This is a genomic window from Anaeromyxobacter diazotrophicus, from assembly GCF_013340205.1.
Taxonomy (GTDB): domain Bacteria; phylum Myxococcota; class Myxococcia; order Myxococcales; family Anaeromyxobacteraceae; genus Anaeromyxobacter_A; species Anaeromyxobacter_A diazotrophicus.
Genome location: NZ_BJTG01000004.1, coordinates 179,945 through 199,206 on the forward strand (window position 1 = coordinate 179,945; position 19,262 = coordinate 199,206).

22 protein-coding genes are annotated in these 19,262 nt (G+C 75.3%); 6 read left to right on the forward strand and 16 right to left on the reverse strand.

The genetic code is table 11. The annotated features are described in order from the left end of the window. Nucleotides 1–50: 50 nt before the first annotated feature. The 7 genes from HWY08_RS09345 to HWY08_RS22095 all read right to left on the reverse strand — a co-directional run bounded on the left by HWY08_RS09345 (nt 51) and on the right by HWY08_RS22095 (nt 6,923). Nucleotides 51–788, reverse strand: coding sequence for an ABC transporter ATP-binding protein (locus tag HWY08_RS09345; protein ID WP_176064609.1), 738 nt, complete (start codon nt 786–788; stop codon nt 51–53). Further along, entirely contained in the window at nt 785–2,371 is a 1,587-nt protein-coding gene (locus HWY08_RS09350) for an ABC transporter permease (protein WP_176064610.1), read from the reverse strand. Before HWY08_RS09350 ends, HWY08_RS09345 begins: the two co-directional genes overlap by 4 nt. Continuing rightward, the gene (locus HWY08_RS09355) at nt 2,344–3,351 is read right to left on the reverse strand and encodes an extracellular solute-binding protein (protein WP_176064611.1); all 1,008 of its coding nucleotides are present in this window, start codon (nt 3,349–3,351) and stop codon (nt 2,344–2,346) included. The genes HWY08_RS09350 and HWY08_RS09355 overlap by 28 nt, the downstream gene beginning before the upstream one ends. Further along, entirely contained in the window at nt 3,348–3,590 is a 243-nt protein-coding gene (locus HWY08_RS09360; protein WP_176064612.1) for a hypothetical protein, read from the reverse strand. Before HWY08_RS09360 ends, HWY08_RS09355 begins: the two co-directional genes overlap by 4 nt. 411 nt (nt 3,591–4,001) lie before the next feature. Further along, nucleotides 4,002–5,240: a chromate efflux transporter gene (gene chrA, locus HWY08_RS09365; RefSeq protein WP_176064613.1), complete on the reverse strand. Its 1,239-nt coding sequence runs from the start codon at nt 5,238–5,240 to the stop codon at nt 4,002–4,004. A gap of 33 nt (nt 5,241–5,273) precedes the next feature. Then, nucleotides 5,274–5,930, reverse strand: a complete 657-nt coding sequence (locus tag HWY08_RS09370; RefSeq protein ID WP_176064614.1) for a hypothetical protein — start codon at nt 5,928–5,930, stop codon at nt 5,274–5,276. 27 nt (nt 5,931–5,957) lie between these two features. Next, nucleotides 5,958–6,923: a chromate resistance protein ChrB domain-containing protein gene (locus tag HWY08_RS22095; RefSeq protein ID WP_209005143.1), complete on the reverse strand. Its 966-nt coding sequence runs from the start codon at nt 6,921–6,923 to the stop codon at nt 5,958–5,960. A gap of 256 nt (nt 6,924–7,179) precedes the next feature. Between HWY08_RS22095 and HWY08_RS09380 the strand changes: the two genes are divergently transcribed. Then, a complete protein-coding gene (locus HWY08_RS09380; RefSeq protein WP_176064615.1) occupies nt 7,180–7,737 on the forward strand; it encodes a hypothetical protein in 558 nt (185 codons plus the stop codon). A 245-nt stretch (nt 7,738–7,982) separates the two neighbouring features. After that, nucleotides 7,983–8,204, forward strand: coding sequence for a hypothetical protein (locus tag HWY08_RS09385; protein WP_176064616.1), 222 nt, complete (start codon nt 7,983–7,985; stop codon nt 8,202–8,204). A 13-nt stretch (nt 8,205–8,217) separates the two neighbouring features. On the opposite strand, the gene HWY08_RS09390 is transcribed toward HWY08_RS09385, so the two are convergent. Then, nucleotides 8,218–8,682 (reverse strand): ferritin family protein, encoded by a 465-nt coding sequence (locus HWY08_RS09390; protein WP_176064617.1) that lies wholly within the window; start codon nt 8,680–8,682, stop codon nt 8,218–8,220. Between the two features lie 218 nt (nt 8,683–8,900). Here HWY08_RS09390 and HWY08_RS09395 point away from each other — a divergent pair, with 218 nt between their 5' ends. The 3 genes from HWY08_RS09395 to HWY08_RS09405 all read left to right on the forward strand — a co-directional run bounded on the left by HWY08_RS09395 (nt 8,901) and on the right by HWY08_RS09405 (nt 11,905). Continuing rightward, complete coding sequence (locus HWY08_RS09395) at nt 8,901–9,269, forward strand: response regulator transcription factor (protein ID WP_176064618.1); 369 nt, start codon at nt 8,901–8,903, stop codon at nt 9,267–9,269. Nucleotides 9,270–9,343: 74 nt separating this feature from the next. Beyond that, nucleotides 9,344–9,859, forward strand: a complete 516-nt coding sequence (locus HWY08_RS09400; protein ID WP_176064619.1) for a MarR family winged helix-turn-helix transcriptional regulator — start codon at nt 9,344–9,346, stop codon at nt 9,857–9,859. Between the two features lie 129 nt (nt 9,860–9,988). Beyond that, nucleotides 9,989–11,905, forward strand: a complete 1,917-nt coding sequence (locus HWY08_RS09405) for a chloride channel protein (protein WP_176064620.1) — start codon at nt 9,989–9,991, stop codon at nt 11,903–11,905. An 18-nt stretch (nt 11,906–11,923) separates the two neighbouring features. Here the strand turns inward: HWY08_RS09405 and HWY08_RS09410 are convergent, their stop codons facing one another. The 3 genes from HWY08_RS09410 to arsB all read right to left on the reverse strand — a co-directional run bounded on the left by HWY08_RS09410 (nt 11,924) and on the right by arsB (nt 15,564). Beyond that, nucleotides 11,924–13,792 (reverse strand): chloride channel protein, encoded by a 1,869-nt coding sequence (locus tag HWY08_RS09410; RefSeq protein WP_209005144.1) that lies wholly within the window; start codon nt 13,790–13,792, stop codon nt 11,924–11,926. 174 nt (nt 13,793–13,966) lie between these two features. Beyond that, nucleotides 13,967–14,419 (reverse strand): arsenate reductase ArsC, encoded by a 453-nt coding sequence (locus HWY08_RS09415; protein WP_176064621.1) that lies wholly within the window; start codon nt 14,417–14,419, stop codon nt 13,967–13,969. Then, nucleotides 14,416–15,564: an ACR3 family arsenite efflux transporter gene (gene arsB / locus HWY08_RS09420; RefSeq protein WP_176064622.1), complete on the reverse strand. Its 1,149-nt coding sequence runs from the start codon at nt 15,562–15,564 to the stop codon at nt 14,416–14,418. The genes HWY08_RS09415 and arsB overlap by 4 nt, the downstream gene beginning before the upstream one ends. Nucleotides 15,565–15,747: 183 nt before the next feature. Between arsB and HWY08_RS09425 the strand changes: the two genes are divergently transcribed. Further along, on the forward strand, nt 15,748–16,365 hold the full coding sequence (locus tag HWY08_RS09425) for a class I SAM-dependent methyltransferase (protein ID WP_176064623.1): 618 nt from the start codon (nt 15,748–15,750) through the stop codon (nt 16,363–16,365). A 51-nt stretch (nt 16,366–16,416) separates the two neighbouring features. On the opposite strand, the gene HWY08_RS09430 is transcribed toward HWY08_RS09425, so the two are convergent. From HWY08_RS09430 to HWY08_RS09450, 5 genes are read right to left on the reverse strand one after another with little or no spacing between them, the layout of a single operon-like run. Further along, on the reverse strand, nt 16,417–16,650 hold the full coding sequence (locus HWY08_RS09430) for a thioredoxin family protein (RefSeq protein ID WP_176064624.1): 234 nt from the start codon (nt 16,648–16,650) through the stop codon (nt 16,417–16,419). A gap of 17 nt (nt 16,651–16,667) precedes the next feature. Then, nucleotides 16,668–17,747, reverse strand: a complete 1,080-nt coding sequence (locus tag HWY08_RS09435) for a permease (RefSeq protein WP_176064625.1) — start codon at nt 17,745–17,747, stop codon at nt 16,668–16,670. Next, nucleotides 17,744–18,067 (reverse strand): ArsR/SmtB family transcription factor, encoded by a 324-nt coding sequence (locus HWY08_RS09440; protein WP_176064626.1) that lies wholly within the window; start codon nt 18,065–18,067, stop codon nt 17,744–17,746. Before HWY08_RS09440 ends, HWY08_RS09435 begins: the two co-directional genes overlap by 4 nt. A 21-nt stretch (nt 18,068–18,088) precedes the next feature. Further along, nucleotides 18,089–18,787, reverse strand: coding sequence for a cytochrome c biogenesis CcdA family protein (locus tag HWY08_RS09445; protein WP_235969544.1), 699 nt, complete (start codon nt 18,785–18,787; stop codon nt 18,089–18,091). Between the two features lie 2 nt (nt 18,788–18,789). Continuing rightward, a complete protein-coding gene (locus tag HWY08_RS09450; RefSeq protein WP_235969545.1) occupies nt 18,790–19,248 on the reverse strand; it encodes a thioredoxin family protein in 459 nt (152 codons plus the stop codon). Nucleotides 19,249–19,262 lie beyond the last annotated feature (14 nt).

The following is a 19,262-nucleotide window of genomic DNA, read 5'->3' on the forward strand; positions in this document are numbered from 1 at the left end:
TGGTACTCGGGGGAGCCGACATCGCCCGGCCGCCGGCCCCGGAGCGCGCCTCAGGGCCCGAGGGCCTGGAGGACGCTCCGCGCGAAGGGGAGGTCGGGCCGGGCGCGCAGCGCCTCGAGCGGCCCGAGGTGGACGATCCGGCCACGGTCGAGGACGGCGGTGCGCGGGCCGAGCGCCTGCGCCTCGCGGGGATCGTGCGTCACGTAGAGCGCCGTCGCGCCCCGCTCGTGGAGGAGCTCGCGGAAGAGCGCGAGCAGCTCCTGCTTCAGGCCGACGTCGAGGTTCGAGAGCGGCTCGTCGAGGAGCACGGCGCGCGGTGCGAGGACCAGCGCCCGGGCGATGGCCACGCGCTGCCGCTCGCCGCCCGAGAGCTCCCCCGGGTGGCGGCGCGCCTTCCCGGCCAGGCCGACACGGGAGAGGATGGCGGCCACGCGCTCCTCCCGCTCCGCGCGCGCGACCTTCCTCCCCTCCAGGCCGAAGCTCAGGTTCCCGTGGACGGTGAGGTGGGGCCAGAGCGCGAGGTCCTGGAACACCATCGCGAGCCCCCGCTCCTCGGGGGCGAGGACGAGCCGGCCGGCCTCGGAGGCGAGCGCGTCCCCGATGCGCACGGCGCCGCGCGCCGGCGCGAGGAGCCCGGCGACGACGCGGAGGAGCGTCGTCTTGCCCGACCCCGAGCTCCCCAGCACCGGGAGCGTCTCGCCGGGCGCGACCCGCAGCGAGACCTCGGCGAGCACCTCCTGGCCGCCGCGGAGCGCGGTGACGCGGTCGAGCTGGAGCGCGGCGCTCACCGCCCCCTCCGGAGGAGCAGCGCGGCGCCGAGCGCGAGCACGGCCGCGGTCATCGCCACCTGGGCGCAGCTGAGCGCCGCGACGACCGCCCCCGGCCCGTTGGCCTCGAGCGTGAAGATCCGGACCGTGAGCGGCTCCTGGCCCGCCGGGTAGAGGAGGACCGCCGTCTCGAGGTCCCGCAGGCAGAAGACGACCGCGAGGAGCCAGGCCGCCGCGAGCCCGCGCGCGTGGAGCGGCACGAGGATGCGGCCGAGGCGGCGCAGGAACCGCGCGCCCGCGATCGCGGCCGCCTCCTCGTGGTGCGCCGAACCCTGCGCGAACGACACCGCCGCGGTCCGGAGCGCCACCGCCGCGTGGCGCGCGGCGAGCGCCAGGCCGACCATCGCGCTCGACCCGTAGACGGGCTGGAGCGACGGCCGGTTCCAGGCGGCGACGAGGCCCACGCCGAGCACCGCGGCCGGGGTCACGAAGGCGAGGACGGCGAGGGCGTCGAGCGCGGCGCCCCCTCGCCGGCGGCGTGCGGCGGCGTGGCCGATCACGATCGCGAGGGCGAGGACGACGGTGCCGGCGCCGAGCGCGTCGAGGAGGCTGTACCAGGCGCTCGCGCCGATCCACCGCGGCAGCTCCGCGAAGCCGCCGCCGCGGGCGGCGCGGAGCGCGAGCGCCGCCAGCGGGAGGAGCGGCAGGAGCGAGGCCCCCGCGGCGAAGAGCGCCGCGGGGAGGCGCCAGCGGCCGAGGCGCAGGTCGGGCACCTCCCGGCTGCGGAGCCCGAGCACCGCGAAGGAGCGGCGGCCGGCGGCGCGGCGCTCGAAGGCGAGCAGCCCGGCCGCGACCGCGAAGAGCGGCGCCGCCAGGGCGAAGGCCTCGCCCGGCGCGAAGTCGACGCCGCCGAGCCGGGAGAACACGAGCGCCGGGTACACGGCCACGCGGAGGAACATCGGGACGCCCAGCTCGGAGAAGGCGAGCGAGAACACGATCAGCGCCGCGAGCGCGATGGCCGGGCGGATGAGGGGGAGGAGGATCCGCGCCGCGGCGCGCCCCGGCCCCGCGACCAGGAGCGCCGCCTCCTCCAGCGAGGGATCGACGGCGCGCAAGGCGACCGCGACGAGGGAGGTGACGACGGGCGTGAGCGCGAGCGCGAGGACGAGGACCGCGCCCGGCGCGGAGAAGAGGAGCCGCCCGCCGGGCCCGCTGGCGGCGATCCCGCCGCGGCCGAGCAGGTGGAACCAGCCGAGGGCGAGCAGGAACGGCGGGAGGAACAGCGGGAACGCGTGCAGCCCGAGCGCCAGCCGCCGGAGCGGGAGGTCTGCGCGGCCGAGCAGGACGCCCAGCGGGAGCCCGATCCCGAGGGCGAGGAGCGTGACGGCGGACGCGAGGCCGAGGGACGACAGGAGGAGGAGCCACGTCCGGGGCGCCGAGAGCGCCCGCGCGGCGTGCCGGAGCGCCTCGGCGCTCGCGAGCTGGCCGGAGAGGGCCACGAGGGGCGAGAGCGCGAGCGCGGCGAGCGCGAGGCCCGCCGCGGCCAGGAGCAGGGGCTCCTCGCGCCGCCGCAGCGCTAGAGCCCAGCCCATTCGCGGAGCCATGGCTGGAGCCGCTCCATCGTGTCGGCGAGGCGGGCGTAGTCGACCCGCATCGCCCGGACGTCCTCCGCCCGCCGGCCGCCGGGCGCCGGCGACACGCCCGCGCGGAGCGGGAGGTGCGCGGCGAGGTCGACCAGCTTCTGCTCGGCCGCCGTGGACAGGAGGAAGTCGACGAGGCGCCGCGCCGGCTCGGGGTGCGGTCCCGCGAGCATCGCCACCGCCGTCGGCATCAGCAGCGTGCCCATCCCGTCCTGGTCGGGGTAGACGACGTCGACGGGCGCGCCCTCGCGGAGCGCCTCCGCGGCGTCGTCCGTGTCGGCCAGCCCGAAGGCCACCTCGCCCGAGGCGACGAGCCGCTTCACCTCGCCGTTCGAGCTCGCGATCCGGCAGCCGTTCGCCCGGAGCTGGCCGAGGAAGGCCTTCAGCGCCTCGTCGCCCCAGACGTCCGCCAGCGCGGCCACGTGCATGGTGGTCGTGCCGAAGAGCGGGTTGGCGAGCGCGGTCTGGCCCTTCCACCTCGGGTCGGCGAGATCGCGCACCGAGCGCGGCCGCGCGTCCGGCTTCACGCGGTCCCGGTTCACGAGCAGCAGGCGCGCCCGCGCCGCGCCACCCGTCCAGCTGCCGTCGGCGGCCTTGAACGCGGGCGGGACGCCGGCCGCGCTCGGGGACGCGTACGGGCGCACGAGGCCGCGCTTCGCGAGCAGGAGCGGGCGGACGGGATCGCCCGACCAGAACACGTCGGCCTGCGGGCTCCCGGCCTCGGCGACGATCCGGTTGAGCACGCCCGTGCTCTTCGTCTCCTCGGTGTCGAAGACCGCGCGGACCTTCACCCCCTCCTGCCGCTCGAAGTCGCGCAGGATGGGCTCGGTGAAGACCTGGTCGATGGAGAGGTAGACGACCACCTCGCGCCCGCGGCTCCGGCAGCCCAGGGCGGGGCCGAGGGCGAGGGCGAGGAGGAGGAAGGTCGGCCGCAGTCGGCTCATCTCGGGAACCCCAGGCTCCAGGCCCACGTGAGCCCGGCGCGGAGCTCGGTCGTGCTCACGCCGCCGGCGCGCGCGAGGCGCAGGGCGGCGTCGAGGGAGAGCCCCTCGGAGGCGCGCCAGATCGCGCCGGCGAGGCCGGAGACCGTAGTCGGCAGGGCGCGCTCGCGCTCCACGAACGCCTCCGCGACCGGCCGGACCGGCCAGGCGTCGTGCCCCTCGAGGATGACCCCGCCGAACACGCCCGGTCATGGGCGCGGGTCCAGGCGGCGGCCCCGTTCACGTGCACGGTCAGGTCGCGCCAACGCTGGGAGACGATGAGCGCCCACTCGGCGCCGACGCCGCTGTCGCCGCGGAGGGTCGGGAGCAGGATCCCGAGCTCCGTCGCCACGCTCGGGCCGGCCTTTTCCTGGAGACTCCCTTCGCGCAGGACGCGCTTCAGGGACAAGGCCGTGTCCTCGACCCGCAGCCTCGGCTCGTGGAGGGCGCTCCCGAGCCCCACGAAGTGCCGCCCCTCGAGCACGGCCTCCCACCGGTCGGCGAAGCCCCAGTTGAGGACGAGGCTCGGCGCGACCAGCGTCCGGTCGGAGCCCTCCACGAGGTATCCGAGCGGCCCCAGCTCGATCTCGAGCGCTCCTGTTCCTCCGGCCGGCTCATGAGAGCGGTCCGCCGAACCATCCCGGCGCGAACGCGCGCAGCAGCCCGAGGACGCCGCCGGCCAGCACCACGACCACCACGTTGAGCCGCCACCTCCACCAGGTGAGCGCGGCGAAGGCCGCGAGCCCGAGCGCCACGGTGACCCAGTCGATCCTCCCCGCGGGCCTGAACGCCACGTTCGCGAGCGGGATCGAGATCGAGAAGATGAGGCCCACCACGCCGGAGGTGACGCCCTTCAGGAACTCCTTCAGGCCTGGCCTGGAGGTGAACCAGTTCATGTGCCGGGCGGCTGGCAGCACGAACAGGAACGACGGCAGGAACAGCCACAGCGTCGCCGCGGTGGCGCCGAGCCACGGCGCGTGCACCCCCTGCCCGGCGAGGAAGCCGACGAAGATGCCGATGGAGATGAGCGGCCCCGGCGTCGTCTCGCCGAGCGCGAGCACGTCGATCATCTGGCGGTCGCTGATCCAGCCGTAGGTCGCGACGGCGCCTTCCCGGAGGTAGGGCAGCACCGCGTAGGCGCCGCCGAAGGAGAACAGCCCCACCTTGAAGAAGAACCACGAGACGTCGAGCAGGCGGCTCGCCGTCGAGCCGGCGGCGTCGGCGCGCGCGGCGAGGAGGAGCGAGGCGGCGGCGGCGGCGGTGCGCGAACCCGGCCCCAGGCGGTGCCAGGCGACGTAGCCGAGGCCGCACGCGAGGAGCACGAGGACGAAGGGCACGCGTCCGAAGTAGAAGGCGGCGAACGCCGCGGCCGCGAGCACGGCCGGGAAGACGCCCTTCAGCGCGGCGCGCGAGATGCGGACGAGCGCGGCGAGGAGCAGGGCGAGGCCGACCGGCCGGAAGCCCCACAGCACGCCCAGCACCTCCGGCGTCTTCCCGAAGTGGACGTAGATCCAGGCGAGCGCGGTGAGCGTGAGGTAGCCGGGCAGGATGAACAGCACGCCCGCGAGGAGGCCGCCCCGGTAGCCCCCTTTCTTGTAGCCGATGTAGATCGCCAGCTGCAGCGCCTCGGGGCCGGGCAGCAGGTGGCAGAAGTTCAGCGCGCGGACGAACTCGTCCTCGTCGATCCACCGCTGGCGCTCGACCACCTGCAGGTGCATGAGGCCGATCTGGCCCACCGGCCCGCCGAAGGCGAGCCAGCCGAGCGCGAGGAAGTACCAGAAGATCTCGGAGATCGAGACCCGCTGGTCGGCCGCGGACGCGGCGGGGGGAGGCGCTGGGGTCGGCTCGGGCATCGGACACCGGCGCGGCGGGGGCACCCCTCCCGTTCACTCGAGCGGCGTCGCGGTCAGCGCGTCGAAGGAGGTGACCGAGTCGGCCTTGGTCCAGACGCCCACCTGGCCGGCCTCGCGGAAGGTGTCGTCCCGCGCCTCGAGGATCGGCTTCCCCTCCCAGTACACCCGGAGCCGGTCGCCGCGCGCCTCGACGGCGAGCGCGTGCCAGGTCCCCGTCGCGACCCGGCCGCGCCAGCCCTCGACCTCACGGCGGCGGCCGTTCACCACCTTGTAGAGGTTGACGTTGTCCTCGAGCGCGTTGGCGCGCACGACGTAGTAGTCGCCGGCGTCGCGGTACCGGAAGACGAGACCGCAGGCCTGGTCGATCTTCCCGCTCACCGGCTTGCACCGCACCTCGAGCCGGAGGTCCGCGAGCCTGGGCGCGTCCGCGATGGCCACCGGAAACCGGTAGTCCGTGCCGTCCGCGTCGAGCTGCGTGAGCACGTGGTCGCCGGCCGGGGCCGACGGGTCCCGGGTGACCACCCACTTCCCCTCGCGCCCCTCGCCAGTGCGGCCGAACGAGAAGCCAGCCGGCGCGGCGTCCAGGGCGTCGGTCTGGAAGTCCCAGGTCCTCGCGGCCGCCCCCTGCGCGCGGGCGATCGCCCAGGCGCCGAGCAGCGCCGCCAGACCGGTGATCGCGAGCCCTCGCATCCCGTGCTCCTCCCGCGCGGCGCGCGGTCAGTGCCTCGTCGCGCCGCCGTGGACGGCGTACAGGTCGTCGAACACCGCCGCGCCGCGCGCGAGCCGCGCCTCGTCCTCCGGGTGCGCGGCGGCGATCCCCGCCACCAGCTGGCCGATGCCGGGCGCCTCCTCGCGGCCGTGCTTCGCGTCCTTCACGTCGATGTCGTGGACGATCTCCGCGATGGCTCGGAGCGCGGGATCGTCGAGCCCGAACCGCCGCACCAGCACCTCGAAGGTGCACAGCTCGCCCTCGTGGGTGAACTCCGCCCCCTCGAACATGTCGAAGCGCAGCTCGCCCGGCGCGGGCCGGTAGCCCTTCGCCGGCACGAACTTGAAGGTCGCCCGCGGGTCGATGAACCGGCGGATGAGCCAGGCGCTCGCCATCCGGTCCACCTTGATCCCCGCGCGCGTCACCCAGGTGCGGCCCTGGTGCTGGGCCCGATCCAGCGCCGGCTTCGCCGGCTCCACGCCCTCGACGGTCCTCATGCGCGCCTCCATGCCGGACAGGAGGCCCTCGACGACCTCGCGCCCGGGTGCTCCGAAGAAGTCGATGGCGGCGAGCTCCACGGCGCGCTGGCGGAGCCGCGCCACCTGCCCGGCCAGCTCGCCCCCGCGGGCGCGGGGGAGGGCGTCGCGCCGGGGCAGCGCCGCGGCCACCGCGCGCGCCTGCCCGGCCAGCTCCCGGTAGTCGGCCTCGCGGGCCGCCTGGAAGAGCGCGGTGAGCTCCTCGTCGGTCAGGCCGTCGACGAAGCGGGCCTCGACCAGCGAGCCGTCCCCGCCGCCCTCCACGATCTCGCGCAGGATCCACTGCAGGTCCTCCTGCGTCTCGTCGTTGTGCGGCAGGGCGTAGACCGAGTTCTTGATGGCCACCGCGCCCACCCGCGCGAGGTGCCGGCCGACCTTCACCCGCAGGTAGGCGGGCACCGGTGGGATCTGGTGGATGAGCAGCATCCAGCGCGCCACGGAGCGGGCAGGGGAGTCGGGGGATCGCCTCGTCGAAGGGCTCAACTGTATCGGAGATGTAGCAACCGCATCATGGCGCGGGAACCCCCGGCACGACGCACGGGGGGCCGGCCGCCAGCGCGCCCGGCCGCTTCCCCGCTCGCCGGGCGCACGGGCAGCGGCGCCCCTCGCTGGTGGTGCGCCCAACTGAGGATGGCTCCCGCGCCGCGCGGGCGCGAAGAGGCGGAGCGCACCCTCACTCGCAGCGGAGGTCCCCATGAAGATCGCAACGGCCCTCGCCCTCGCCCTCGCGGCCGCGGGCTGCAGTTCCTCGCGCTCGGCGGAGCGGACCAGCTCGGCGCCGCAGCCTGTGGCGACCGCGGCGCCGGCGCCGGCGCGCGCCTCGATGATGGACGTGTGCCCCATGGCCGTCCCAGGCACGACGGTGTCGGCGGCGGACACGCCGCAAGGCGAGGCGCTCACGTTCGTCACGAGCTCGGGTCAGGTGGACGACCTGCGCCGCCGCGTCCGCGCGATGGCCGACATGCACAACGAGCACCACGCCGGGATGCACGGCGGGATGCAGGGCGGGATGGGGGAGGGCGGGATGATGGGCGGCAGCGGCGAGGGCGGGATGGCCGGGATGGGGCACGGCGGGATGATGATGCCGCCGCCGTCCCGCGCCAGCGCCGAGGACACCGAGGGCGGCGCGCGCCTCACGCTGGTGCCCGAGGACCCCGCGCAGGCCGACCAGCTCCGCAGCGCGGTCCGGATGCACTCGGAGCGCATGCAGCAGGGCGGCTGCGCCGGGATGATGGACGGCCACGCGCAGTGATCGCGCCTGCGGGCGACGGCCAGCGCGGGTGACCGGGAGCGGCAGCCCGGAGTGACAAATGTCGTCACCCGCGCGCGGCGGGGAGAGGTGGGCGGGGTGCGTGCCCGCGCCCACCTTCGAAACGGCAACGCGTCCGGCCGCTTGAGCGCAGGGTGGCCGCGACCCGGATCGGTGCGGGCGCGGCGTGGAACTTGCTGACTGCTCCGTGGCCGGGCGCGCCCCGCGCACCCCTCACGGAGGACGCCGTGTCCCTCGAACGCAAGCCGAGCAAGGTCGCAGGAGAGCCGCCCCCGGACGGGAAGCCGTTTCACGTCGGCGCGCACGTCGTCCGGGTGAGCTCCACGAACGCGCGCTGGCACGTCACGGTCGACGCGGCCGCCTTCGACCGCTGGTTCACCAGCGAGGCCGAGGCGTGGGCCGCCGGGGTGCGCGAGGCCGATCGGCTGCAGCGGCTGGCGGATAGCTGACGCCGCGCGGCGCCTAGCGCGGCCCGGCGGGCGCGGGCGCGAACAGCCGGTGATGGGCCCGGTCCTGCTGCGCCAGGGCCTCGAAGAACCCGCGGACGTCGGGGTCCGCGTCGCGCGCCATGCGCTCCGCGTGCAGGCCGAGCCGCTCCTCCATCTCGAGCAGGCGAGGGTGGACGAGCGCGACCTCGGTGCCCCAGGCGCCGCGCGCGACCTCGTCGCGGAGCTCCCGCACGTAGCGGTCGACCGCGTCCAGGTCCTCCTCCAGCCACTCCATCCGCTCGAAGAGGGCGGGGTTGGTGCGGTACCGCTCGCGCATGAGGCGGATGCGGAGCGCGTGCTGCTGCTCCTCCTCGGCGAGGGCGCGGAAGGCGGCGCTGACCTCCTTGTCGGCGGCGAAGTCGCGCGCGAGCTGGGCGTAGATCTCCGCCGAGAGCTGCTCCACGCGCTCCGCCCGCCCGAAGTATTCGTAAGCCGTCACGTGGGCTCCTGCTCGCTCGCTCCCCACCTTTCCTATAGGCCTGCCCGCGCGGAAGAGCCTGTGCCGCGTCCATGGCGGGTGCGATCCCATGCCACGCGGTCGGGGTGCCCGGGAGGCGATCGGGCGCCCTGCCCCCCTCGGCGTAGACGGACCGACGGTCGCGGAGCGCGCGCCCGCACGATCAGTGCAGATCGCCGGCGCAGGCGGCAGCTTGGGGGGTGGCCTGCGCGAAGATCCTGCTCCTCGAGACCGACGAGGACCTCAGCAGCTCGCTCACCGACGTCCTGGCGGGCGACGGCTTCCAGTGCTGTGTCGCGAGCTCCGCCGGAGACGCGCTGCGCCTGCTCGACCGGGGCTGCGCCCCGGCGGTCGCCATCATCGACGTGCCCGAGCCTCCGGGCCGGACCGCCGAGCTCTTCCAGCGCCTCCGGACGGAGGAGCGCCTCCTGAAGGTGCCCGTGGTGGTGCTGACGGCGCGGGACGCCGAGCCGGTACCGGGCGCGGCGACCGTGCTGGCGAAGCCGTTCACCGTCGAGGAGATCGTCGAGGCGGCGCGGGCGTCCCTGCGGGCGGCCGGCCGGGGCTAGGAAGGCCCCCCCACGCGCTCCGTCCCGCGGCGGCGGAGTGGACAAACCCCGGCGCTGCTCCAGAATCGCGGGCCATGAGCGCTCCGCGCCGGCACGCGCCACCCGACGACCTCGGGGCCGAGTTCGGCCCCGCGCTGAGCTTCCTGCGCGCGCTGTGGGAGCTCAACCACACCCTGGAGAGCGCCTCGAGGGCGATGAAGCGGCACCTGGGCGTGACCGGGCCGGAGCGCCTCTTCATCCGGATCGTCGGCCAGATCCCCGGGATCACGCCCGCCGCCGTCGCCGAGATCCTGCACCTCGACCGCAGCAGCGTGACGCCGCTGCTCAAGCGCGTGGAGCGGCGTCGGCTGGTGAGGCGGGACCGGGACGCCGCGGACGGCCGGAGCTTCCACCTGACGCTCACCCCCGCCGGCGAGCGCATCGACGCCCTGCAGACCGGTACCATCGAGGCGGCCGTGGGCGCGGCGATCGCGGCCACCGCCGCGAGGGACGTCGACGTCACCGCGCGGACGCTCGGGCACGTCGCCGGCCGGCTCCGGGCGAGCGCCGCGCGCACCCGGCGTCGCGCGCCGCGGCGCCGGCCCCGCTGAGGCGCGGGCCCGCGCGCGGGACGGCGAGCGCGCCGTGGACCGCGCCGCCGCACTTTGATATGCAACCATCGCCAGCGCCCGGAGGGCCTCCGCGTGCGCGGCGCTGGACAGCCCCCGAGCGTGAGCGACATGGACCGGCGAGACCAGGCGAAGCCTCCCCAGGGCGGAGTGCCGCCGGCCGCGGACTCCGGGCGCGGCGCCGGCTGGCGCAGCGCGCCGCCGCGGGCCTTCGCCCTGCTCGGCGAGGTCGCCCCCCTCGACCTCCGGATCGTGGGCCGCACCTTGCTGTACGCCGGCGTGGTGGGCGCCGTCGCGGGGCTCCTGGGCGCCGCCTTCTTCGCCTCGCTGGAACTCGCGCAGCGGGTGCTCCTCGGGCTGGCCGGGTTCGAGCCGCTCCGCGCGCGCGGCGAGACCTTCGTCGCGCCCGGCGTCGCGGCGCCGCTGCGCCCGTGGCTCCTGGCGCTCCTCCCGGCCGCGGGAGGGCTCGCCAGCGGGCTCCTGACCAGCCGCTTCGCCCCGGAGGCCGCGGGCGGTGGCGGGGACGCCGCCATCGAGGCCTATCACCACGGCGGCCTCGTGCGGCGGCGGGTGATCCCGGTGAAAGCGGCGGCGGCGATCCTGGCGCTGTCGTCGGGCGGCTCGGGCGGTCGCGAGGGGCCCACCATGCAGATCGGCGCCGCCATCGGGGCGGCGGTGGGGCGGCTCCTGCCCACGCGGCGCGCTGAGCGGCGCGTACTGCTCGTCGCCGGAATCGCCGCCGGCATCGCGGCCGTCTTCCGGACGCCGCTCGGCGCGGCGCTGCTCGCGACGGAGCTGCTGTACCGCGACGACTTCGAGGCGGACGCGCTCGTGCCCGCCATCTTCGCGAGCGTGGTGTCCTACTCGGTGGTCATCACCCTGTTCGGCGAGACGACCCTGTTCGGGCACCTGCCGCGGTTCGGCTTCCGCCCCGTCCACCTGCCGCTGTACGCGCTGGCGGCGCTGCTGGTGTCGATCGCAGCGGTCCTGTTCGTCCGGCTCCTCCGCGCCGTCCAGCGGGCGAGCGCCCGGAGCGGCCTCCCCGGCTGGCTTCGCCCCGCGGTAGGGGGCCTGCTCATGGGCTGCGCCGGGGCGGCGCTCGTCGCCTTCATGCTCCGGCATCACGGGCCGGCGGCCGGCGCCTTCGGCGTCTTCGGCGGCGGGTACGGCGTGCTGCAGGTGGCGATCACCGGGGCGGACTGGCTGCCCGCGGGCGCGGGCGTGGTCGGCCTGCTCGCGGGCGTGGCGGCGCTCAAGATGCTGGCCTCCGCGCTCACCATCGGCTCGGGAGCGGCGGCGGGGGACTTCGCCCCCTCGCTGGTCATGGGGGGGCTGCTCGGGAGCGCCTTCGGACACGGCGCCCGGCTGGCCCTCGCCGACCCCTCGATCCAGCCGGGCGCGTTCGCGCTCATCGGCATGGGCACCTTCTACGGCGGGCTCGCGCATGCGCCGCTGTCGGCGCTGGTGCTCGTGGCGGAGCTGGCGGGGAGCTACGACCTGCTCGTCCCGATGATGCTCGCCATCGGGATCGCCTACGTCGCGCTCCGGAAGCACTCGCTCTATCCGGCCCAGGTCGCTAGCCGCGCCGCCTCGCCCAGGCACGCGCCGCGGCCCCTGCGCGAAGAGCTCGACGAGCTCGGGGGCCGCCCGGCTGCGCTGCTCGTCCCGTCCGAGCTCGCGCCCGTCGCGGAGCAGGCGCCGCTCGCGCAGCTCGCGGAGCCGGCGCGGGCGGGGCGGCGCCAGCGCGTCGTCCTTGTCCGGGACATGGCGGGGCCGCGCGGCCTCCTCGAGCTCGAGGTGCTGCAGCAGGTGCCCGCGGCGGAGCTCGCCTGGCTCCGGGCGGCCGACGCGATGGTGCCGTTCGCCGGGGTCGACCTGCGCGCGACCTGGAGCGAGGTGGCCGCCGTGCTCGAGCGGTGCGGGGTGAGCCAGGTCCCCGTCATGGAGGGAGGCGAGGTCGTCGGCTGGATCGGGGACCGCGAGCTGCGGCTCGCGCTCCTCGAGCGGAACCGGGCCGCGGGCGCCTGAGCGTCCGGCCGGTGCCGGTCAGGCGTGGGTGAGCGCCGCGGTGGCTGTCAGGCGCCCGGCGGCGGTGCGGTAGGCGCGCAGGACGCCACGGGAGGTGAGGAGGCCCACCGCCCGGCCGGCCTCCACGACCGGGGCCGTGTCGGTGCCGGCGTCGGTGAGCACCTGCATGCCCTCCTCGAGCGTCTGGCCGGGCGCGAGCGCCACGCGCACCGTCGCGGTCGAGACCGGGGCCGTACGCTCGTCGGGGGCGACGCGGCGGAGCGCATCGCGGCTGACGCTCCCCACGACCCGGCCGTCGTCGGCGGTGATCGCCGCGCCGTCGGCGCCGGCCTCGGCGAGCCGGGCCAGCGCGTCCTCGATCGGCGTCGCGTCGGACAGGCTGAGCGGGACCCGCTCCCACGCGTCGCGCACGGCGAGCGAGGCGAGGAGCGGGACGCTGAACCGCGCGCGGTGGAAGGCAGAGCTCGCGCGGTCACGGAGCTGGGCCCGGTAGATGGTCTCGTCCCCCACCATCGCGGTCGAGATCGCGACCGCGATCATGGCCGGCGCGAGCAGCGAGAGCGTCCCGGTCATCTCCGCCACCATGAGCATGACCGCCAGCGGCGCGTGGGCGATCCCGCCGAACAGCGCCATCATGCCGATGATGACGAACGGCGCCGGCTCGGGCGGCAGGGAGGGGAGGCCAAGGGCGTGCCCGGCTAGCCACAGCGCCGCGCCGAGCATCCCGCCCACCACCATCCCAGGGCCGAAGATGCCGCCCGAGCCCCCGGAGCCGATGCTGAGCGACGTCGCCACGATCTTCGCGATCGGGATGATCAGGATGAGCAGCGGCGAGAACGCGAGCAGGCCCTCCCGGCTCATGACGAGCTGGACCCAGCCGTACCCGGTGTGCAGCACCTGGGGTAGCGCGAGCCCGAGCAGGCCCACCGCGAGGCCGCCCAGCGCCGGCTTGAGCCAGCGCGGCAGGGCCAGCCGGTGGAACGCGTCGCCGACGCGGTAGAAGGTCCGCGCGTAGAGGAGGCCCCCGGCGCCGCTCAGGACCCCGAGCGCCGCGTAGTAGAGCAGCTGGATGGGCGCGCCGAGCTCGAGGGCGGGGTGAGCGCCGAAGATGGGCGCGAAGCCGTTCGCCGCGCCGTAGACCGTGTAGCCCACGATCGAGGCGATGAGGGAGGGGATGATCGCCTCGACCTCCATGTCGTGCAGGTAGAGGATCTCGGCCGCGAGCAGCGCACCCCCCAGCGGCGCCCGGAAGATGGCGCCGATGCCGGCACCGATCCCCGCCGCCACCGCGATGCGCCGGTCCTGGGGACTCTTGAGCACGGCGTGGCCGAGGAGCGCTCCGAAGCCTGCCGAGATCTGCGCGGCCGGCCCCTCTCGCCCGGCGGAGCCGCCCGTCCCGATGGTGATGGCGGAGGCGACGAGCTTCACGAGCGGGATGCGCGGCCGGATCCAGCCGCCGCGGCGGTGGAAGGCCTCGATGGCGGCATCGGTCCCGTGCCCCTCCGCCTCGGGGGCGAGCCCGAAGACGAGGACCCCGGAGACGAGCCCGCCCAGGGTGGTGAGGACGGGGAGGAGCCAGGGACGGGCCATCCGGGACACGGCCGCGCCGCCTTCGCCGACCGGCCCCGGGGGCGCCCAGCCCACCAGGGTGCCGAGCCCGAGCTGCGTCACGCCGCGGATGGCCCAAGTGAAGGCGACCGCGCCCAGCCCCGCGACCGCCCCGATGGCGATGCCGACGAGGAGCCACTTGCCGAGCCGCCGCGAACTCTCATAGCCGCCGCCGGTGCCGAGCGGCGCGAGCCAGCGCACGAGGGGAGCCCAGGCGGGCGCGGCGGGGTGATCGCGGTCTTCCGGGGGTCGCGCTCCGGTGGCGGGGAAGGTCTGCACGACGGGCCTCTCCGGTGCACCGCGCGAGAGAGCCTGCGGGGGAGGGGCGAGGCGCGGAGCGAACCGATAGTTGGAGAACAAAGTATATGCCCGCGGGCGGCGCCGCGCCGCCGCGGGACGCCGCCGCTGAGGGCCGCTGCCGGGCGGTCCTCAGGCAGGAGCGCCCTCCTCGGGTCAGCGCCCGAAGACGACCGCGAGCCGTCGGCGCAGCTCGTCCCGGACGTCCCGAAAGGCCTGGAGCCGCTCCTGCTCGTCCATCCCCGAGGCGGCCGGATCGGGCAGCCCCCAGTGGACCCGGTGGGCCTTCCCCAGGAACACCGGGCAGACCTCCTCGGCGCACAGCGTGACGACGGCGTCGACCCCGTCCGGCGAGATCGCGTCGAGGCCCTTCGAGCACTGGCCTCGGAGGTCGATCCCGAGCTCGTCGAGCGCGCGGACGGCGAGCGGGTTCACGCCCGTGGGGCGCGACCCGGCGGAGGAGATCGTGACCCCCGCCGGCGCGAGCGCGCGCGCGATCCCCTCCGCCATCTGGCTGCGGGCCGAGTTCGCGACGCACAGGAAGAGCACGTGGCGCGGCGCGAGCGCGCGCAGCTCCTCCGCCTGGCGCCGCCAGGCCTCGCTGCTCACCGGGTCGCCTCGCGCGAGGCCGGGAAGCGCCCGGCGCAGTTCTTGACGCCTGCGAGCTCCGCGGTCTCGCCGGGGAAGAAGCGGTCCCGCAGCCTGAGCGCCACGTGGACGAGCCCGATGAGGACCGGCACCTCGACCAGCGGGCCGATGACGGCCGCGAACGCGGCGCCGTGGGACATCCCGAAGGTCGCGACCGCGACGGCGATGGCGAGCTCGAAGTTGTTCGAGGCGGCCGTGAACGACAGCGTCGCGGTCTGTCCGTAGGGCGCCCCGACCCGCCGGCTCATGAAGAAGGAGACGAAGAACATCACGACGAAGTAGACGAGGAGCGGGAGGGCGATGCGGACCACGTCGAGGGGGAGCTGGACGATGGTCTCGCCCTTCAGCGAGAACATGACGACGATGGTGAAGAGCAGCGCGATGAGCGTGATGGGGGAGATGCGCGGGATGAACTCGCGCCGGTACCACGCCTCGCCCTTCCAGGCGCGGAGGCCGAAGCGGCTCGCGACGCCGGCGAGGAAGGGGATGCCGAGGTACACGAAGACGCTCCTCGCGATCTCGCCGATGGTGATGTTCACCTGGGCGCCGTGGAGGCCGAGCCAGCCCGGCAGCACCGTGACGAAGATCCAGGCGTAGACCGAGAAGAAGAACACCTGGAACAGCGAGTTGAAGGCGACCAGGCCGGCGCAGTACTCGGTGTCCCCCTTCGCCAGGTCGTTCCACACGATGACCATGGCGATGCAGCGCGCGAGCCCGATGAGGATGAGCCCGACCATGTACTCGGGCTTGTCGCGCAGGAAGATCACGGCCAGCCAGAACATCAGCACCGGGCCGATGAGCCAGTTCTGCACCAGCGACAGCGCGAGCACCTTGCCGTTCCTGAAGACGCGCGGGAGCTCCTCGTACCGGACCTTCGCCAGCGGCGGATACATCATGAGGACGAGGCCGACCGCGATGGGGAGCGAGGTCGTCCCGACGCTGAGCCGGTTCAGCGCCGGCACGACCCCGGGCACGAGCCAGCCGAGCGCCACGCCGGCGCCCATGGCGAGGAAGATCCAGAGCGTCAGGTAGCGATCCAGGAACGAGAGGTCGCGGGCGACGCCGGCGCGCGACGGAGCAGGGATGGCGGAGGTGGCTTCGGGCACGGGGGCTCCGGGAGGGGCTTCCGACGAGCGCCTCGAGCGGCGCTGGTTGCGGCTCTACGATGAACCCGGCACCCGGTCAACCCGCGCGGCGGGCGAGCGAGGGGGGGGGCCGCGGGGCCGCGGCCGCCCGGGCGAACCTCCCCGGCCCGGGCGGGCTCGAACACCGCACCGGAGGGCGCGGCCATGAGCGAGTTCGACGCGAAGGCGAGGACGTGGGACGACGACCCCCAGAAGGCCGAGCGCGCGAGGTGCGTCGCGGACGCGATCGCGGCGCGCGTGCCCGATCTCGCGCGCCGGAGGGCCCTCGAGTACGGGAGCGGCACCGGGCTCCTCGGGTTCGCGCTGCGGGGCCGCGTCGCAGCGCTGACGCTGGCCGACAGCTCCAGCGAGATGACGCGGGTGGCGCGCGAGAAGATCGCGGCGCTCGGCGCCCGGGACGTCACCGCCGTGCAGCTCGACCTCACGACCGGTCCCGCGCCGGGCGAGGTCTACGATCTCGTCTGCACCTTGCTCACCCTGCACCACGTGCCCGACGTGCCGGCGCTCCTGCGCAGGTTCCACGCGCTGGTCGCCCCCGCGGGATACGTTTGCGTCGCGGATCTCGACGAGGAGGACGGCTCGTTCCACGGCGCGGGCTTCGAGGGCCACCGCGGCTTCAGGCGTGAGGTGATGGCGTCCTGGCTCGCGGAGGCCGGCTTCTCCGCCATCGAGCTGCAGGGGGTGTTCGAGATCGAACGGCCGGGCCCGGGCGGGATCCGGCGCTACCCGGTCTTCCTGGCCGTCGGCCGTCGGGCCGCGTGACCTGGTCGTAGGCGCGCGAGAGTGGCCGCGCCGCCGGCCCGCGCCCGGGGATCACGGCGTGAGGAGCTGCCGGATGGCCTCGACGGTCAGCACCTTGCCCGTCGACCGCACCTGGCCGTCGAGCACGAGCGCCGGCGTGCTCATCACCTTGAACTTCATGATCTCGCGGAGGTCCTCGACCTTCTCGACGCGCGCGTCGACGCCCGCGGCGCGCGCCGCGGCCTCCGCGTTGGCGGTGAGCGCCTTGCACTTCGCGCAACCCGTCCCCAGCACCTGGATGAGCATGACCTCTCCTCTCGCGATCAGAGGACCGCGTTGAACAGCCAGCCGACGAGCAGGATCCCGCCCGCCACCACGCCGAAGAAGGTCGCGATGAGCGGCGGCCGCAGGACCTTGCGCAGGATGATCGCCTCCGGCGCGGACAGCCCGATGACCGCCATCATGAAGGCGAGCACGGTGCCGAGCGCCGCGCCCTTCTCGAGCAGCGCCTGCACCACCGGGATGATGCCGGCCGCGTTCGAGTACATGGGCACGCCGAGCACGACCGCGAGCGGCACCGACCACCAGGCGCCCTTGCCCAGGACGCCGGCCATCAGGCCCGTCGGGACGTACCCGTGGACGCCGGCGCCGACCGCGATGCCCGCCACGACGTAGGGCCACACCTTCCCGACCACCTCGCGCACGGCTGTCAGCCCCTGGTCGAGGCGCTCCGCGAACGGGAGCGGCGGGGCGTCTTCCGCGGGCGCGGCCGCGGCCATCGACTCGTACACCCAGGGCTCCACCCAGCGCTCGAGCCCGAGGCGGCCCAGGATGAAGCCGGAGACGACCGCGACGAGGAGGCCGGTCGCGAGGTAGAGCGCCGCCACCTTCCAGCCGAAGAGCCCGAAGAGGAGGACGAGCGCCACCTCGTTCACCATGGGGGCCGAGACGAGGAACGAGAGGGTGACGCCGAGGGGGATCCCGACCTCGACGAAGCCCAGGAAGAGCGGCACCGCCGAGCAGGAGCAGAAGGGCGTGACGACGCCGAGGAGCGCGGCGAGGACGTTGCCCGCCGACTCGCGCCGGCCGGAGAGGATGGCGCGCGTCCGCTCGGGCGTGAAGTAGGAGCGGACGACGCCCACGGCGAACACCACCAGCACGAGCAGCAGCAGGACCTTCGGCACCTCGAACAGGAAGAAGGCGACGGCGGAGCCGAGGTGCGTGGTCGGGTCGAGGCGCAGCAAGCGGCGCGTCACCAGCTCCGCGCCCGGCTCGATGAGGCGATAGAGCGCGTACCAGAGCACGAGCGCGCCGCCGAGCGCGCCGTAGAGGCGGGCGCGGCCGCGCGGCGGAGGCGCGACCGCCCGGGCGGACGCGGCGAGCTCGCGGGCGTGGGCGCTCACGGCCGGCCCTCCACCCGGCGGGCGCGCTGCTTCACGTCCTCGGCCAGGACCGCCTCGATGCAGGCGAAGAGGCGCGTGATGCACGGCACCCGCAGCCGGTAATGGACGTTCGTCCCCTCGCGCCGGGCGGCGAGGAGCCCGGCGGCCTTCATGAGCGCGAGGTGGCGCGAGACGGTGGACATGTCCGACCCGACGACCTCTTGCAGCTCGCAGACGCACCGCTCGCCCTCGGCCAGCGCGTCCACGATCGCGAGCCGGCTCGGGTGCGCGAGCGCCTTCAGGATCTCGGCGCGGGCCTCGTACACGGTCTCTCGGTTCATCGGTCCCTCTCGGCCGGGTCTTCAGGCGGACCACAGGAAGTACGCGCCGACCGCGGCGACGGCCGCCCCGGCGCCGCGTCGGGCGCGCGCGGTCCACCGCGACCGCTCGCTCCAGCGGAGGTAGGTCTGCACGCTCCCTCCCGCGGCCCCCGCGAACGCGATGGCCGCCGCGTGCCCGATCCCGAACAGCGCCAGCAGCAGGGCGCCGTAGGCCCCCGCGGCTGCGCCGAGGCGGAAGGTGAGCGCCAGGAGCGGCGCCATGAACGCGAAGCTGCACGGGCCGAGCGCCATGCCGAAGACGAGGCCGAGGAGGGCCGCTCCGGCGGGTCCCTTGCGCCGAAACGAGGCCGGCGCGAACCGGACCTGGGGGAGCGGGAGGAGGCCGGCCAGGTGGAGGCCCATCGCGATGAAGACCGCCGCGAGGAGGTAGCTCCCCGCCGGCCCGACGTCGCCGAGCATGCGGCCGGCGAGGGCCGTGGCCACGCCCACCGCGGCGACGCTGGCGAGGATCCCGACCGCGAAGGCGCCCGAGATCCGGAGCGCCTGGCGTGGCGCCGGCGCCTCCTCCGCCGACCACAGGTAGCCGACGACGAGCGGGATGCTGGCGAGGTGACACGGGCTGAGGGCGACGCTCAGCGCGCCCCAGGCCACGGCCGCGGCCATCGCGAGCGGCGCCGAGCCGGCGAAGGCGTGTGCGAACCCGGAGAGCAGCTCGCCCACGTTCACTCCAGCGCGACGCCGAGGGACTCGAAGCGCGCGAGGATCTCCTCGCGGGAGATGAAGCCCTCGTGCCGCCCGAGCTCGCGCCCGTCCGCGGCGAGGAAGATCTGGGTCGGGATCATCGCGATGTGCCAGGGTTCGGCGGCGGCGCGGTCCTGCCAGACGTCGACGAAGTCGACCTGGAGCTTGCCGGCGTAGTCGCTCCGCAGCCCCTCCAGCACCGGCGTCATCGCCTTGCATGAGACGCACTGGTTCGCGCCGAGGTCCACCAGCCGCGGCAGCCGCCGTGCGGTCGAGGCCAGCGCGCGCTGCGCCGCGGGGGGAGGCGTCGCCTCGCCGGCCGAGCTCCTCGCGCATGAGGCGAGGGCGAGTGCGGCGGCTGCGAGGGCCATCCAGGGCGCGCCGGGCTTCTTCGGCGCCGCCCATCGCTTGCGGGGGAGCTCGCTCGGGCACGAGGACATCGTTGCATCCTTGC

Bases quoted from the DNA above. Each gene is read 5' to 3' on its own strand.
- HWY08_RS09440 (WP_176064626.1), bottom strand. From the start codon at position 18,067: ATGAACCGAGAGACCGTGTACGAGGCCCGCGCCGAGATCCTGAAGGCG.
- HWY08_RS09355 (WP_176064611.1), bottom strand. From the start codon at position 3,351: ATGAGCCGACTGCGGCCGACCTTCCTCCTCCTCGCCCTCGCCCTCGGC.
- HWY08_RS09405 (WP_176064620.1), top strand. From the start codon at position 9,989: ATGGACCGGCGAGACCAGGCGAAGCCTCCCCAGGGCGGAGTGCCGCCG.
- HWY08_RS09370 (WP_176064614.1), bottom strand. From the start codon at position 5,930: ATGCGAGGGCTCGCGATCACCGGTCTGGCGGCGCTGCTCGGCGCCTGG.
- HWY08_RS09450 (WP_235969545.1), bottom strand. From the start codon at position 19,248: ATGTCCTCGTGCCCGAGCGAGCTCCCCCGCAAGCGATGGGCGGCGCCG.
- HWY08_RS09430 (WP_176064624.1), bottom strand. From the start codon at position 16,650: ATGCTCATCCAGGTGCTGGGGACGGGTTGCGCGAAGTGCAAGGCGCTC.
- HWY08_RS09425 (WP_176064623.1), top strand. From the start codon at position 15,748: ATGAGCGAGTTCGACGCGAAGGCGAGGACGTGGGACGACGACCCCCAG.
- chrA (WP_176064613.1), bottom strand. From the start codon at position 5,240: ATGCCCGAGCCGACCCCAGCGCCTCCCCCCGCCGCGTCCGCGGCCGAC.
- HWY08_RS09380 (WP_176064615.1), top strand. From the start codon at position 7,180: ATGAAGATCGCAACGGCCCTCGCCCTCGCCCTCGCGGCCGCGGGCTGC.
- HWY08_RS09400 (WP_176064619.1), top strand. From the start codon at position 9,344: ATGAGCGCTCCGCGCCGGCACGCGCCACCCGACGACCTCGGGGCCGAG.
- HWY08_RS09350 (WP_176064610.1), bottom strand. From the start codon at position 2,371: ATGGCTCCGCGAATGGGCTGGGCTCTAGCGCTGCGGCGGCGCGAGGAG.